This is a genomic window from Enterobacter cloacae complex sp. ECL352, from assembly GCF_020149545.1.
GTDB classification, from domain to species: Bacteria; Pseudomonadota; Gammaproteobacteria; order Enterobacterales; family Enterobacteriaceae; genus Enterobacter; species Enterobacter asburiae_B.
This window is the reverse complement of the sequence record NZ_CP083709.1, coordinates 3,699,355-3,714,532: the sequence shown is the minus strand read 5'-3', so window position 1 is coordinate 3,714,532 and position 15,178 is coordinate 3,699,355. Positions and strand designations below refer to the sequence as shown.

The 15,178-nt window shown below is 53.8% G+C and carries 15 protein-coding genes; 12 read left to right on the top strand and 3 right to left on the bottom strand.

Features of this window, described 5'->3' with window-relative positions; all coding sequences use genetic code 11:
• Positions 1–108: 108 nt before the first annotated feature.
• A complete protein-coding gene (ompX, locus tag LBF07_RS18035; RefSeq protein ID WP_023310884.1) occupies positions 109–627 on the bottom strand; it encodes an outer membrane protein OmpX in 519 nt (172 codons plus the stop codon).
• Between the two features lie 354 nt (positions 628–981).
• On the opposite strand from ompX, the gene rhtA reads away from it, so the two are divergent.
• From rhtA to ybiO, 6 genes are all read left to right on the top strand, one after another.
• On the top strand, positions 982–1,869 hold the full coding sequence (rhtA, locus tag LBF07_RS18030) for a threonine/homoserine exporter RhtA (protein WP_023334998.1): 888 nt from the start codon (positions 982–984) through the stop codon (positions 1,867–1,869).
• A gap of 299 nt (positions 1,870–2,168) precedes the next feature.
• Positions 2,169–2,672, top strand: coding sequence for a DNA starvation/stationary phase protection protein Dps (dps, locus tag LBF07_RS18025; RefSeq protein WP_010428924.1), 504 nt, complete (start codon positions 2,169–2,171; stop codon positions 2,670–2,672).
• A 362-nt stretch (positions 2,673–3,034) separates the two neighbouring features.
• Positions 3,035–3,778 carry a glutamine ABC transporter substrate-binding protein GlnH gene (gene glnH, locus LBF07_RS18020; RefSeq protein WP_023310880.1) on the top strand — a complete coding sequence of 248 codons (744 nt, stop codon included), beginning with the start codon at positions 3,035–3,037 and terminating at the stop codon, positions 3,776–3,778.
• 84 nt (positions 3,779–3,862) lie between these two features.
• Positions 3,863–4,522: a glutamine ABC transporter permease GlnP gene (glnP, locus tag LBF07_RS18015; protein WP_003858462.1), complete on the top strand. Its 660-nt coding sequence runs from the start codon at positions 3,863–3,865 to the stop codon at positions 4,520–4,522.
• Positions 4,519–5,241, top strand: coding sequence for a glutamine ABC transporter ATP-binding protein GlnQ (gene glnQ / locus LBF07_RS18010; RefSeq protein ID WP_094934349.1), 723 nt, complete (start codon positions 4,519–4,521; stop codon positions 5,239–5,241). Before glnP ends, glnQ begins: the two co-directional genes overlap by 4 nt.
• A 124-nt stretch (positions 5,242–5,365) precedes the next feature.
• Positions 5,366–7,579 (top strand): mechanosensitive channel protein, encoded by a 2,214-nt coding sequence (ybiO, locus tag LBF07_RS18005; RefSeq protein WP_094934350.1) that lies wholly within the window; start codon positions 5,366–5,368, stop codon positions 7,577–7,579.
• A gap of 46 nt (positions 7,580–7,625) precedes the next feature.
• On the opposite strand, the gene rlmF is transcribed toward ybiO, so the two are convergent.
• Positions 7,626–8,537, bottom strand: coding sequence for a 23S rRNA (adenine(1618)-N(6))-methyltransferase RlmF (gene rlmF / locus LBF07_RS18000; RefSeq protein ID WP_048976788.1), 912 nt, complete (start codon positions 8,535–8,537; stop codon positions 7,626–7,628).
• Between the two features lie 243 nt (positions 8,538–8,780).
• On the opposite strand from rlmF, the gene mcbA reads away from it, so the two are divergent.
• From mcbA to ybiJ, 3 genes are all read left to right on the top strand, one after another.
• On the top strand, positions 8,781–9,047 hold the full coding sequence (mcbA, locus tag LBF07_RS17995; RefSeq protein ID WP_032661263.1) for a DUF1471 family periplasmic protein McbA: 267 nt from the start codon (positions 8,781–8,783) through the stop codon (positions 9,045–9,047).
• A 122-nt stretch (positions 9,048–9,169) separates the two neighbouring features.
• On the top strand, positions 9,170–9,436 hold the full coding sequence (locus tag LBF07_RS17990) for a DksA/TraR family C4-type zinc finger protein (protein ID WP_039261413.1): 267 nt from the start codon (positions 9,170–9,172) through the stop codon (positions 9,434–9,436).
• Positions 9,437–9,721: 285 nt separating this feature from the next.
• Positions 9,722–9,982: a DUF1471 family protein YbiJ gene (gene ybiJ / locus LBF07_RS17985; protein WP_023310874.1), complete on the top strand. Its 261-nt coding sequence runs from the start codon at positions 9,722–9,724 to the stop codon at positions 9,980–9,982.
• Positions 9,983–10,097: 115 nt separating this feature from the next.
• On the opposite strand, the gene ybiB is transcribed toward ybiJ, so the two are convergent.
• The gene (ybiB, locus tag LBF07_RS17980; protein ID WP_094934352.1) at positions 10,098–11,060 is read right to left on the bottom strand and encodes a DNA-binding protein YbiB; all 963 of its coding nucleotides are present in this window, start codon (positions 11,058–11,060) and stop codon (positions 10,098–10,100) included.
• A 266-nt stretch (positions 11,061–11,326) separates the two neighbouring features.
• Here ybiB and LBF07_RS17975 point away from each other — a divergent pair, with 266 nt between their 5' ends.
• The 3 genes from LBF07_RS17975 (at position 11,327) to LBF07_RS17965 (ending at position 15,175) form a co-directional block, all read left to right on the top strand.
• Positions 11,327–11,863 (top strand): fimbrial protein, encoded by a 537-nt coding sequence (locus LBF07_RS17975; RefSeq protein ID WP_033144993.1) that lies wholly within the window; start codon positions 11,327–11,329, stop codon positions 11,861–11,863.
• Positions 11,864–11,931: 68 nt separating this feature from the next.
• Positions 11,932–12,606 carry a molecular chaperone gene (locus tag LBF07_RS17970; RefSeq protein ID WP_087822216.1) on the top strand — a complete coding sequence of 225 codons (675 nt, stop codon included), beginning with the start codon at positions 11,932–11,934 and terminating at the stop codon, positions 12,604–12,606.
• Between the two features lie 25 nt (positions 12,607–12,631).
• Positions 12,632–15,175, top strand: a complete 2,544-nt coding sequence (locus LBF07_RS17965; protein ID WP_094934353.1) for a fimbria/pilus outer membrane usher protein — start codon at positions 12,632–12,634, stop codon at positions 15,173–15,175.
• The last annotated feature ends 3 nt before the right edge of the window (positions 15,176–15,178 follow it).

The window sequence follows — 15,178 nt, the reverse complement described above, 5'->3', positions numbered from 1 at the left end:
GAGAGGGAACAAACACTAAAAACGGCAACCTGGGGTTGCCGTTTTGCTTTTACCTTCAAAAAAAAATCCGCCACATTGGGCGGATTTTTTATTAGCTCACCGGAGTGATTAGAAGCGGTAACCTACGCCCGCGATCCAGGTGCCAACGTCAACGTTGCGGATACGGCTCTGCTCATAGGAGAAGTCCAGAGCAACGTCCTGGATTGGGTTGAACTGCAGGCCTGCGCCATAGGAGAAGCCATAGTCGCTGTTGCTTGCAGTGCGGCTTTCGCTCTGGTTTTCAGTCTGCTGGAATTTACCGTAGCCAACACCTACAACACCGTAGATGCTCGCCCAGTCATTCAGACGGTAAGCTGGACCAGCGGTGATACCGTAGTACTGGCCTTTGTTGTATGCGCCGTTTTCAGAACGATCTTTCTCGGTGTAGGTGAAAGAACCGATCACGCCCAGTGGGTTGTTATCCTGCTCGTAGCGATACTTCAGGTTGAAACCGTTAGCTTTGTTCATCACGCCCTGATAGTCGCTCTGAGCGTAACCACCAGTAACAGTAGAAGTAGCAGCTACAGCGGTACCTGCGGAAACAGCCAGTACAGCGGCCAGTGCTGAAAGACATGCAATTTTTTTCATAACCACCTCAAATGTGCTTCAAGTAAGTCCGTAAGTTTTAAATATATCAAAAAAATTTGCGAAACTCTTTGTGATTCGTGATGTCTAATGAAACCTTTCCTGTAACAGAACGTTTCCAGCATCAGCTATCTCTTTCAAATCACATGCAATTTTCACTACTAAAAGCGCATATTGCGCGTACGCGCCGTTACATTCATCCAGATTATTCCTAATCTATCAGGCGATAAATCCACCAGCGCTTAACCATTTTACGGATTTGACACGGTTTTTTTTCAACAGCGCCTCAACCGTTGCCGCTTATTTCCTTTACACTGCAACCTTTACCTCATTTGACATAAGCTGACAGGAGAAAGGATGCCTGGGTTATCCCGCACGTCGTCGGTCTGGTTGCCGGTGGCAGTCATACTCATTGCCATGTTGTCCATTCAAAGCGGTGCTTCGCTGGCAAAATCACTTTTCCCGCTGGTTGGTGCGCCAGGCGTGACTGCCCTGCGTATCGTGCTGGGCACGGCGATACTGGTGGTCATTTTCAAACCCTGGCGTCTGCGCTTCAAAAAGGAGCAGCGTTTACCCCTGCTGTTTTATGGACTTTCCCTCGGGGCAATGAACTATCTGTTCTACCTCTCTATTCAGACGATACCGCTGGGGATCGCCGTCGCGCTGGAGTTTACCGGCCCGCTGGCGGTGGCGCTTTTCTCCTCGCGACGTCCGGTCGATTTTATCTGGGTCGTGTTAGCCGTTCTGGGCTTATGGTTCCTGCTGCCGCTGGGCCAGAGCGTCGCTGAGATCGATCTGACGGGCGCAGCCCTGGCGCTGGGTGCTGGCGCCTGCTGGGCCGTCTATATACTTACGGGCCAGCGTGCAGGAGAAGAGCACGGTCCGGCGACCGTCGCGTTAGGTTCCCTGATCGCAGCCATCGTCTTCGTGCCTATCGGCATGGCGCAGGCGACCGAATCTATCTGGCAATGGTCCGTCATGCCCATCGGGCTGGCGGTCGCGATTCTCTCTACCGCACTCCCCTACTCTCTGGAGATGATTGCCCTTACGCGTCTGCCGACGCGTATATTTGGCACCCTGATGAGCATGGAGCCTGCGCTAGCCGCCATTTCCGGAATGGTGTTTCTCGGCGAAACCCTGACATTGACCCAGACGCTGGCGCTCTGCTCGATTATCGCGGCATCAATGGGCTCGACGCTCACCATGCGCCCGGAACCTAAAGTTGAGAAAGTGGATATCAGCTAAGGCCATATATTCTGCATGGCTTCCATGCCATGCAGAATAAAGGCCAGAAAGACAGTCGTTATAATTTCTTACACACTTTGTTCTATTTCCGAAATATCCCTCTGCGTTTACATCCCCATCCAGCAATTAAGATTGATCTGTATCAATTTTAAAATTACCCATTCATTTCAATGAATTAAATTCACAAGCCACTTCTCGCTATTAAACCGATAGGCACAGCCAAACCGCAGAGAAAAAATCCGGTGCTATACTTAGTTCCGTAATTACCTGGGACATAAACATCAAGAGGATATGAGATTATGAGTACCGCTAAACTGGTGAAAACGAAAGCGTCTAATCTGCTTTATACCCGTAACGATGTATCGGATAGCGACAAAAAGGCGACCATTGAGTTGCTGAATCGCCAGGTGATCCAGTTCATCGATCTTTCGCTGATCACCAAACAGGCCCACTGGAATATGCGCGGTGCAAACTTTATTGCCGTTCATGAAATGCTGGATGGCTTCCGCACAGCACTCGTGACCCACCTCGATACGATGGCTGAACGTGCCGTTCAGTTAGGCGGCGTGGCGCTGGGTACCACGCAGGTGATCAACAGCAAAACGCCACTGAAGAGTTATCCGCTGGATATCCATACCGTTCAGGATCACCTGAAAGAGCTGGCGGACCGCTACGCGATTGTGGCCAATGACGTGCGCAAAGCGATCGGCGAAGCCAAAGACGAAGATACCGCAGACATTTTCACTGCCGCCTCCCGCGACCTGGACCAGTTCCTGTGGTTTATCGAATCTAACATCGAATAATTCATACGAATTTTCTATCAAACCCTCGCCCTCCGGTGAGGGTTTTGCACAACTATGGTGCACAGTTTTTGTCTGCACACCTGCAAAAGTGAACGAAATGTAATAATCACCTCACACAACCGTTAACGGAAGATTGTTTTTTCGTCAGAATTTACGCTAAATATCTCCCCGTCAGTTGAGCCAAACGAAGCGCACCAAAACGGTGCTCCACTTTGGTGCAATAAAGCCTCATTGCCCCATTTATTGTGCAATGCATGACATCATCCCCTTTGCAAAACAATAGCTTGTAAAGTTGGCACGATTTTTTCATTGTGCCACCTGTTCTCGCAGGGGATCGCCCCGTGGATATAAAAGGAAATGCTATGAAGTCTGTATTAAAAGTTTCACTGGCTGCACTTACCCTGGCTTTTGCAGTGTCCTCTCAGGCTGCCGACAAACTGGTTGTGGCGACCGACACGGCGTTCGTTCCGTTTGAATTCAAACAGGGTGATAAATACGTTGGTTTTGATGTGGATCTGTGGGCCGCTGTCGCAAAAGAACTCAAGCTGGATTACACCCTGAAGCCTATGGACTTCAGCGGCATCATCCCGGCACTGCAAACCAAAAACGTTGATCTGGCACTGGCAGGCATCACCATTACCGATGAACGTAAAAAAGCGATCGACTTCTCTGACGGCTACTACAAAAGCGGCCTGCTGGTCATGGTCAAAGCCGATAATAACGACGTAAAAAGCGTGAAAGATCTCGACGGCAAAGTGGTGGCAGTGAAGAGCGGCACCGGTTCTGTTGATTACGCGAAAGCAAATATCAAAACCAAAGACCTGCGTCAGTTCCCGAACATCGACAACGCGTACATGGAACTCGGCACCAACCGTGCTGACGCTGTTCTGCACGACACGCCTAACATCCTGTACTTCATTAAGACAGCCGGTAACGGCAAGTTCAAAGCCGTTGGCGAGTCTCTGGAAGCACAGCAGTACGGTATCGCGTTCCCGAAAGGCAGCGACGACCTGCGCACGAAAGTTAACGGCGCGCTGAAAACGCTGAAAGAGAACGGCACCTATAACGAAATCTACAAAAAATGGTTCGGTACCGAGCCTAAATAATAAGACGTAAAAATGACGTTCACTCGGGGGCGACCTTTCGCCCCTGCTATTTTTGAAACACGGTAACAGTAACAGGAAATTATCATGCAGTTTGACTGGAGCGCCATCTGGCCTGCCATTCCACTCTTGCTTGAAGGCGCTAAAATGACCCTGTGGATTTCGGTCCTGGGTCTGGTTGGTGGGTTGATTATCGGTCTTGTCGCCGGTTTCGCCCGCACCTACGGCGGCTGGATCGCAAACCACATCGCACTGGTTTTCATCGAAGTGATCCGCGGCACGCCTATTGTCGTGCAGGTCATGTTCATCTACTTCGCCCTGCCAATGGCGTTCACCGACCTGCGCATCGACCCGTTCAGCGCAGCCGTCGTCACCATTATGATCAACTCAGGCGCCTACATTGCGGAAATCACCCGCGGTGCGGTGCTGTCGATTCATAAAGGTTTCAGTGAAGCCGGTCTGGCGCTAGGTCTTTCTCGTCGCGAAACGATCCGCCACGTTATTCTGCCGCTGGCGCTGCGTCGCATGCTGCCGCCGCTCGGTAACCAGTGGATCATCAGCATTAAAGATACGTCGCTGTTCATTGTTATCGGCGTGGCAGAGCTGACCCGCCAGGGGCAGGAGATCATTGCTGGCAACTTCCGCGCGCTGGAAATCTGGAGTGCGGTAGCCGTTGTCTACCTGATCATTACTCTGGTTCTGAGCTTCGTTCTGCGTCGTCTTGAAAGAAGGATGAAAATCCTGTGATTGAATTTAAAAACGTTTCCAAGCACTTTGGCCCAACCCAGGTGCTGCACAATATCGATCTGAACATTAAACAGGGTGAAGTGGTGGTGATTATTGGGCCATCCGGCTCCGGTAAATCCACCCTGCTGCGCTGCATCAACAAGCTGGAAGAGATCACCAGCGGCGATCTGATCGTCGACGGCCTGAAGGTAAACGACCCGAAAGTGGACGACCGTCTGATTCGTCAGGAAGCGGGCATGGTGTTCCAGCAGTTCTACCTGTTCCCGCACCTCACGGCGCTGGAAAACGTGATGTTTGGCCCGCTGCGCGTGCGCGGTGCCAGCAAAGCGGCGGCAGAAACGCTGGCAAAAGATCTGCTGGCGAAAGTCGGCCTGGCAGAACGTGCGCACCACTTCCCTTCCGAGCTGTCCGGGGGTCAACAGCAGCGTGTGGCGATTGCCCGCGCCCTGGCGGTCAAACCGAAAATAATGCTGTTTGATGAGCCTACGTCCGCACTCGACCCGGAGCTGCGCCACGAGGTGCTGAAAGTCATGCAGGATCTGGCGGAAGAAGGGATGACGATGGTTATCGTAACCCACGAAATCGGCTTTGCCGAGAAAGTGGCGTCCCGCCTGATCTTTATTGATAAAGGCCGTATCGCGGAAGACGGTAACCCGCAGGAATTGATTGCGAACCCGCCGAGCCAGCGTTTGCAGGAGTTCCTGCAGCACGTCTCCTGATCTATCGCTTTACGCTAAGCCGGGCTTGCCCGGCTTTTTTACGCCAGATTGTTCCCAAAAATCCCCCTCCTCGCCTCGACTTCTATACTTATCATTTTGTTCGACATTTTCACCGGAGGACGCCGTGCCGTGGATCCTGCTGCTGTTGATTAGCCTGTTTAGTGCGCCTTCGTTCGCCGTCGCGATCCCCGGCGTCACCACCGGAACCCCTGCGACCCGGCAAAATACGCCGCCTCCGGAACCCGATGTTGAACAGAAAAAAGCCGCCTACGGTGCGCTTGCCGACGTCCTTGAAAACGACACCTCCCGGCAGGAGCTCATTGGCCAGCTGCGCAAAGCCGCCGCCACGCCGACGCAGGAGTCGGTGCCAACCCTCACCCCGCCGCAGGTTGAGGAGCAAAAAACGGTGCTGGAAAACGTCACCGACGTGAGCCGCCACTATGGGGAAGCGCTCTCCTCACGCTTCGCTCAGCTTTACCGCAACCTGATTGGCTCCCCGCACAAGCCGTTTAACCCGCAAACGTTTACCACCGCCGCCACGCAGTTCCTGATGCTGGCGGGTGCGGTATTTCTTTTTTACTGGCTGGTACGCCTGTGCGCGTGGCCGCTGTACCGCAAAATGGGGCAATGGGGACGCAGGAAGAATCAGCATAAAAGCAGCTGGCTGCACCTGCCGTTGATGATAGCCTCAGCGTTTATCATCGATTTACTGCTGCTGGCGTTGACGCTGTTTTTAGGCCAGATGCTGGCCGACAGGCTGAATGCAGGCAACAAAACCATCGCCTTCCAGCAGTCGCTTTTCCTGAATGCCTTTGCCCTGATCGAGTTCTTCAAGGCGCTGCTGCGGTTACTCTTTTGTCCGCACGTGCCGGAGCTGCGTCCCTTCTCCATTCGGGATGCGAGCGCGAAGTACTGGGCGCTGCGCCTGAGCGTGCTCAGCGGGCTGATTGGCTACGGCCTGCTGGTTGCCGTGCCGATCATCTCCAACCAGGTGAACGTCCAGTTTGGCGCGCTGGCAAACGTCCTAATCATGATCTGCATTACCGTCTGGTCGCTGTATCTGATCTTCCACAACAAAAAAACCATTACCCAAAGCCTGCTGAATCTGGCCGATCGCTCCCTCTCGTTCTTTAGCCTCTTTATTCGCGCGTTCGCCCTGGTGTGGCACTGGCTGGCAAGCGCTTACTTCATCGTGCTGTGCTTCTTCTCGCTGTTTGACCCGGGCAATAGCCTGAAATTTATGATGGGGGCGACGTTCAAAAGCCTGGCCATTATCGGCATCGCGGCGTTTGTGTCGGGGCTGCTGTCGCGATGGATCTCGAAAACCATCACCCTGTCGCCGCAGGTGCAGCGTAATTACCCGGAACTGCAAAAGCGGGTAAACGGCTGGATGTCGGTATCGCTCAAAGTGGCGCGCATTCTCACCGTCTGCGTGGCGATTATGCTGCTTCTGAATGCGTGGAGCCTGTTTGATTTCTGGAACTGGCTGCACAACGGTGCGGGTGAAAAAACGGTCGACATCCTGATTCGCATCGCGCTGATCCTGTTCTTCTCCGCCGTCGGCTGGACGCTGCTGGCGAGCCTTATTGAGAACCGCCTGGTGTCGGATATTCACGGCAGGCCCCTGCCCAGCGCCCGGGCAAGAACGCTGCTCACCCTGTTCCGCAACGCGCTGGCGGTGATTATCAGCACCATCACCATCATGATCGTGCTGTCAGAAATCGGCGTGAATATTGCTCCGCTGCTGGCGGGTGCCGGTGCCCTGGGGCTGGCCATCTCCTTCGGCTCACAAACGCTGGTGAAGGATATTATTACCGGCATCTTCATTCAGTTTGAGAACGGGATGAACACGGGCGATCTGGTGACCATCGGACCGTTAACCGGTACGGTAGAGAGGATGTCCATCCGTTCGGTTGGCGTGCGTCAGGACACCGGGGCCTACCACATCATCCCCTGGTCTTCGATCACCACCTTCGCCAACTTTGTGCGCGGGATTGGTTCCGTTGTAGCGAACTATGATGTGGATCGCCACGAGGATGCAGATAAAGCGAAGCAGGCGCTGCGCGATGCAGTAGAAGAACTGATGGAGATGGAGGATATCCGCGGGCTGGTGATCGGAGAGCCGTCATTTGCCGGCATCGTCGGGCTGACGAACACGGCGTTTACCCTGCGCGTGTCGTTCACCACCCAGCCGCTGAAGCAGTGGACGGTGCGCTTTGCCCTCGACAGCATGGTGAAAAAACACTTCGATCTGGCGAACGTGCGGATGCCCGTGCAGACGTATCAGGTATTGCCGCCGCCCGCATCGCCGCTCCCGCCGCAGGAGCCGACGCTGTAACCGAGCCGGGTGGCGGCTTTCACCTTACCCGGCCTATGACAGGGTGCTATTTGCGACGTTTGTTATTGTCCATAAACGTCCAGGCGATAAACCGGCTCTGTTTCTGGCCCTGCGCCATCTCTTTTTTCACCACTTTTACGGCGCCCGCTTCGGTCAGCGCGCGGTAGAGCGGCGGCAGGTTATCCCCGCGGGAAACCAGCGTAGTGAACCATTTCACCTGGCGGCCAAACTGTTTGCTTTCCGCAATCATGCGCAGGATAAACGCCACTTCGCCCCCGTCACACCAAAGCTCCTGCTGCTGTCCGCCGAAGTTCAGCGCGGCGTCTTCAGCCTGACCCAGGTTACGGCGCTTGCGCTCGCTGCCCGCACGGGCCGATGCCGCCGAATCATGGAACGGCGGGTTGCACATCGTGGCGTCATAGCTTTCATTTTTGTGAATAATGCCGTTGAAGATCGACGCCGCGTCTTTCTGACGACGCAGGCGAATGGCGCGGCTTAATCCCGGGTTAGCGCTGATAATCGCCTGGGCGCTGGCAAAGGCCTCGTCACCGATTTCGCTTCCGGTAAAGCGCCACTGATATTCATGCGCCCCGATCAGCGGGTAAATCAGGTTCGCCCCGGTGCCAATATCCAGAATGGTGGCCTGCTGTGGAACGACACCCTCATTGCCTTCGGCAAGAAGGTCGGCAAGGTGATGAACGTAATCCGCGCGGCCCGGCACGGGTGGACAGAGAAAGCCTTCCGGAATATCCCAGTGAGCCACACCGTAAAAATGCGCCAGCAGGGCTTTGTTCAGCATTTTAACCGCCTGCGGGTCGGCAAAGTTGACCGAAGGCTCACCCGCTGGGGTCTGAACAAGATAGTCCTGCAGCGGCGGGCAGCTCAGGCATAACGCGTTCATGTCGTAGCGGCTGCGGTGGCGATTTCGCGGGTGCAATCCCGGCTTTTGGGCAGTCATGGCATTCTCCTTTAAACAGCGGCGTAAGATACCCTTTGCAGGCCCAACGGTAAATCTTTCTCTGCGACGCTCAAAAAACCGCCATAAATCAAACACCTTTATGTCTATGATCCGTCAGCGAATTGTCAATTTATATCGTTCAAAAAATAAGCATATCATCATCAAATATTTGCGCTAAGTCACACTCGTCAGGCTTCTAAACTTAAAGGGAATCACCTGTTGTTTCCTCATGAGGATGTGATTATGAAAAAGTACCTGACCCTTGCTGTTATCGCAGCCGCCCTGGCGACCGCGTCCTTCTCTGCCATGGCCGTCCAGTCACTCACCCAGAGTACTGACACCAGCCAGCTACGCCCTGCGGGCACCGTTTCGGTAAGCCGTGCCAGTAACCTTGACGACCTACAGGCTAAACTCGCCGAAAAAGCCCGTCAGGAAGGTGCAAAAGGATTCGTAGTGAACTCCGCTGGCGGAGATAACCATATGTACGGCACTGCGACTATCTATAAATAACCTGTCTCTTCCACAAGACTGCATCTGCCCAACGGGTGCAGTTCTCTTCTCCCTTCGCCTTGATTGTTCATTTTTTAACCCCATAGTAACCATATGACCTAAACCGATTTCAGGAGGACGCTATGGCTTCCGGCTGGGCAAATGACGACGCTGTTAACGAACAGATCAACAGTACCATTGAAGATGCGGTTGCGCGTGCCCGCGGTGAAATTCCGCGCGGCGAAAGCTTAACGGAATGCGAAGAATGCGGAGAACCCATTCCGGAGGCGCGTCGAAAAGCCATCCCCGGCGTGCGGCTTTGCATTGCCTGCCAGCAGCATAAAGATTCAAAAAATGCATCACACTCGGGATATAATCGCAGAGGTTCGAAAGACAGCCAGTTACGTTGACTTTGCTTTACCCAGGCTAACCGAGCCTGCACGTTCCTTTACGCTCACGGTTTTTAGCCAGACGCGTAGCAAAACGTGCCCTTCGTATCGCTTCTGTAAAGCGCATCCGCAAGAAGTGTAAAGGGGTGCTTTGAATTTATTAGTATTCAATAAGTTATTTGTCATTCAATTTTTTTGAGCAACCACGTCAATTCTCTTCGATTTTATCACTCGCAAAAAACCGTGATACTTATCACATCGACGGAACATCGTCCCCTTAACAGAAACACCTGCGAGAGATTAATTATGAAAACCATCAAATATGCTGTAGCTGCTGTTGCCCTGTCCGCTCTGTCTTTCGGCGCTTTCGCCGTAGAGCCTGTCTCTTCTACTCAGGCACAGAACATGAACAAAGTCGGTGTGGTGAGTGCTGATGGCGCCACCACGCTGGACGGCCTGGAAGCCAAACTGGCTGAGAAAGCCGCTGCTGCCGGTGCAAGCGGATACACCATTACCTCCGCTAACGGCAATAACAAGCTGAGCGGTACCGCGGTTATCTACAAATAATCGACTGAACGAATGCTGTACCCTCGCCATACCCTCTGGTGAGCTGCTCCACCCTCATTGACCCTGTTGTTGTTACCCTTGCTTGCCCGTCCGCCACTGGACGGGCTTTTTTTGTCTAAAACGCCTGCGCCACGCGTTCAAGCCCGGCCTGAACGGATTCCACTTCTCCGGTAGCCAGCAAACAGCAGGCCATCTGCAGCTTGATCGAATGCGGAACAGGAACATTTCCGGCAAGGCACTGCTCAATCCAGTGGGCTGTAGTATGCGGATCTTTTGCCTCAGGCAGTATCACACCGGTATTCTCTTCCCCGCGCTCAAGAATGGCGCGCGTGCCTGCAGAATCAATCAGCATCACCTGCGGGCAGCGCTGCGGGTTCGCATAAACCTCGCCCTCCGTGCCGTGCATCAGTAACGCCCTTGCGCCAATTGCCTCAAAGAACTGCGCCACGCGCGCCACGTATTCCGGGTGCGAGACGCTGGAAAGACGCAGGGCGGCATCTTCACCAAACGGCGTGGCCAGTTTCGCCAGCGTGTGCGCGCTGTTGCGCACGCCCATGCGCCAGCGCATATCGAGCTGCTTTTCCAGCGGCGGGCAGAGCGTGCCGACCGGGATATAAACAGGCTGATGACCATCCAGCTTAGCCTGCGCCTGGCCGGCATGACGCGTTGGCTCGATGCCCAGCATCCCGAAAATGGTCTCCGTCAGCACGCGGGTGGGGTCTTCGCTAACGCCGTGCACCACAACCGGGAACCCCATCTTGTGTAACAGGATAGCGAGCAGCGGGGTTAAATTTGCCTGCTTGCGCGCGCCGTTATAGCTCGGGATCACAATCGGCATCGGTTTCGCCACCGGCGGCGTTAAGCGCAGCGTTTGCGCCTGCATGGCATCATAGAAGCCGCGCATCTCCGCTTCACCTTCGCCTTTAATACGCAGCGCAATCAGGATACCGCCCAGCTCCAGCTCCGGTACCTCGCCGTTAAGCATGCGGGTATAAAGCGCACGCGCGGTTTCATGGTCCAGATCGCGGGCGTGGTTTTTACCTCTGCCTACCTCTTTGATAATTTTACGATAATCCACGACATTTCTCCTTACAGCAGGTTATCAACAATATAGCCCTGATGATGACTCCGCTGTTAGTTTTTTTACCCACCCTGCGGTTTTTTATAATCAGTTGTTTTAGTAAGAAAAATTATTTTTCAAGAATTAATTGAATTATTTGGAAGCCGCGCGGGACCTTTCCCGGCCTGAATTTTCTGATTAAATAGTCGGCGGTGAGTAGTTGAGACATAACTTCGAATAATGCGGGATGCAAAGGTCGAAAGGAGAAACATACAGGTTTAAATATGAAAAAAGTCACTTTAGGTTTATTCATTGCTGCCGCTTTGGGATGCTCTGCATCTTCTTTCGCAGCATCCACCGGTGAAGGGCAAATTAACTTCACAGGTGAAATTATCGATTCCGCCTGTCAGGTGGTTAATGGCTTAAGCAGTCCGCTGAATGTTGCGCTGGGCAAAGTCTCCAAAACAGCGTTTACCGGCGCAGGCTCTACCAGCACCTTAACGAAATTTGATATTCAGTTAAAAAACTGCCCGGAAACGGTCACATCAGCAGCCATCAACTTCGGTGGTACGCCAGATGCGGATAATAACACCACGCTGGCCTTGACCCCGGGTGCGACGACGGCAACTGGCGTGGCGATTCAGCTGGTGGATTCTTCCGAACAGCCCGTCAGTTTATATACGCCTTCGAAGCAGTATCCTTTAGCTGCTGGCACGACGGTAAATAATCTGGAGTTTGGCGCACGTTATATACAGACTCAGGCATCGATCACTGCCGGCCAGGCTAACTCAGCGTCTACTTTTACAGTTATTTATAACTGATACGATCAATAAGGAGATATTCGCCTTCACGCGAAGGTTAATATCTCCTCTTTCTTTGAGACAGATTTATGCGACACAGTTATTTATTAAGCGCGCTATTACTGACCGCAGTAACAGCCCATGCAGGTGTGATTATTAATGGCACCCGACTGGTTTATCAGGGAGAGAAAAAAGAGTCTTCGATTGGGATTTCCAATCCGGATGATATTAACTATCTGGTACAGTCCTGGGTGGATACCGGTTTGAAAAAAGGCGGTAAAGCGCCATTTCTGATTACCCCGCCGCTGTTCCGTCTGAACGCTAAAGAAGATAACGTGCTGCGCGTGGTGCGCACCGGCGGAAATATGCCAGAAGATCGCGAGTCGTTGTACTGGTTAAATATTAAAGCCATTCCTTCTTCAAGCCATGAAGAGGGCGTTAATACATTACAAATAGCCATTAATACCCGTATTAAATTGCTGTATCGCCCTGCATCGATTAAAGGTAAACCCGAAGCAGTGGCTGATAAACTGGAATGGCACCGCGAAGGCAATGATCTGGTGGTAAACAACCCCACGCCTTTCTATATGAATTTCCAGAGCGTAACGCTGAACGGCCAAAAAGTGGCAAAAGCTACCTGGGCTGTGCCAGATACCTCTACCCGCTTTGCCCTTCCGGCAAATATGAACGGTAACACCGTAAGCTGGTCGGTCATTAACGATTACGGAAGCATCAGTAAAACCTGGTCTGCACCCGTTCGTTAATACTCTATTCAACGCCTGGATAATCATGTACAGCACAACTAAGCCGCTATTACGTCGACTGCGTGAAATGCTGCCCACTTTTTGTGGGATAGCGGTGACATGCTGCGCGCTGCAGGCCCACGCTGATGATTATTTTAACCCTGCCCTGCTGGATATTGATAATCCAGAGCAGGCAAAGACCGATCTCTCTGTTTATGAAAACGGTCCCGGTCAGGCGCCAGGTAAATATCAGGTCACGATGTTCGTCAATAACAATAAAATCGACACTCGTGACGTCCTTTTTATATTACAAAAAGATGCGCAGGGAGATGATTCCCTGCAGCCATGCCTGAGTCTGGATGAATTAACGCATCTGGGCATCAAAACCAAAGATTATCCAAAGCTGGCGGCAAAAGGGGAATGCGCGGATCTCAGCGCCATCCCTTCGGCCTCGGCGACTTTCCGCATCAAAAACCAGCAACTACTGCTGAGTATTCCCCAGTCGGCGCTGGGCCAGGTGCCTCGCGGCTACATCGATCCGAAAGAGTATGACGAGGGGATCACCGCGGGCATCCTGAACTATAGCGTTAACGCCAGCCAAAGCCACGCCCGCCAGCATGGAAAAGCGGACAACAGCAGCCAGTTTATTAACCTGCGCCCCGGTTTTAACACCGGTGCCTGGCGCGTGCGAAATTACAGCACCTGGAACCACAATTCGGATGGCGGTCAGGGCGACGGCAAGCTGACCCCGGTCTATACCTATGCCCAGCGCGATATCGTGGGGCTGAAGAGCGAGCTGACCGTGGGACAGAGCAGCACCCAGGCCGACGTTTTCGACAGTGTCTCTTACACTGGCGCGCAGCTGGCTACCGAAAGCGACATGCTGCCGGACAGCGAGCGCGGGTATGCCCCGGTGGTACGCGGTACGGCGCACAGTAACGCCCAGGTGGTGGTTCGCCAGAATGGCTACGTTATCTACCAAAACACCGTCGCCCCCGGCGCGTTTGAGATTAACGATCTCTACCCCACCGGCAGCAGCGGCGATCTGAACGTCACGGTAAAAGAGACCGACGGCAGCGAGAGTCATTTCGTGGTGCCGTTTGCCTCAGTGCCGGTGCTGCAGCGGGAAAAACACCTCAAGTACAGCGTCGCTGCAGGGCGCTACCGTTCATATGATAAAGAGGTTGAGAAGACCCCTTTCGCCCAGGGCAGCGCCATCTATGGCCTGCCACACGGCGTCACCGTTTACGGCGGTACTCAGCAGAGTTCGCATTACCACTCCGCTGCGCTCGGCGCAGGGAAAAACGTTGGAGACCTCGGCGCGTTCTCCGTAGACGTTACCCGCGCCAAAGCGTTACTGAAAAAGCGCAAAACCAGCAAAGGGCAATCCCTTCGTCTGCGCTACAGCAAAAATTTTATCGCGACCGGCACTCACTTTTCGCTGGCGGGTTATCGCTACAACAGCAAAGGCTTTTACACCCTGCAGGACACCATGGAGTCCTGGACCAGTGCAAACGACTGGTCCGCTCCACAGCAGCGCCGCGCACGGGCGGAGGCCACCGTCGACCAGACGCTGGGCGAAAAGTGGGGTTCGGTGACGCTAAGCCTGGTGAAAGAGAGTTACTGGAGCCAGCGTCAGGATATGACCTCCCTGAGCGTTAACTACAACAATAGCTGGCACGGCGTGAGCTATAGCCTGAGCTACAGCATCAATAAAAACAGCGACGACACGGACGAAGACGGTAAATCCATCAGCTATGACCGACAAATCGGCCTTAACGTGTCGGTTCCGCTCGACCGCTGGCTGCCTAACACCTGGGCAAACTACAGCCTGAACAACGGTAAAGACGGCACCACCCACAACCTGGGCCTGAATGGTACCGCGCTGGAGGGAGACAAGCTGAGCTGGAACGTTCAGCAGGGACTGGACAGCGCTAATAACAACACCTCCACCAGTATGAATGCGGATTACAAAGGCACCTACGGTGAAGTGCGCGGCGGCGTAAGCCAGGACAGCCATCAGCACACCGTGAACGCCGGGATCCAGGGCGGCATCATCGCCCACTCTGACGGCGTCACCTTCGGTCAGACCCTGGGCGAAACCGTGGTGCTGATTAAAGCGCCGGGAACGCACGGCACGCACGTTGCCAACCAGACGGGCGTGGAAACGGACTATCGCGGCTATACGCTGGTGCCCTTTGTCACTCCGTGGCGTCACAACCCAATTTCGCTGGATACCGAGACGCTGCCAGACGATGCCGACGTGACACACGCCTCGCAGACGGTGACACCAACGCGCGGCGCGATAGTTCGCGCCAGCTTCGATACTCGCGTGGGCAACCGCGTCTTAATGACGCTGGCCTGGAAAGACAAACCGCTGCCCTTTGGCGCAACGGTCACCACGGAAGACAAGAGCAGCGAATTTATCGTCGGTAACGACGGCCTGGTGTATCTCACCGGACTGCCGCAGCAAGGACGCCTTTTCGTTTCGTGGGGCAAGGAGGCGAGCGAGCATTGCGTCGCCGATTACGCCCTGACGCAAGAGAAGGATGACACCAACATTATTAACGCTGCCGCGCAGTGTCACTGATTA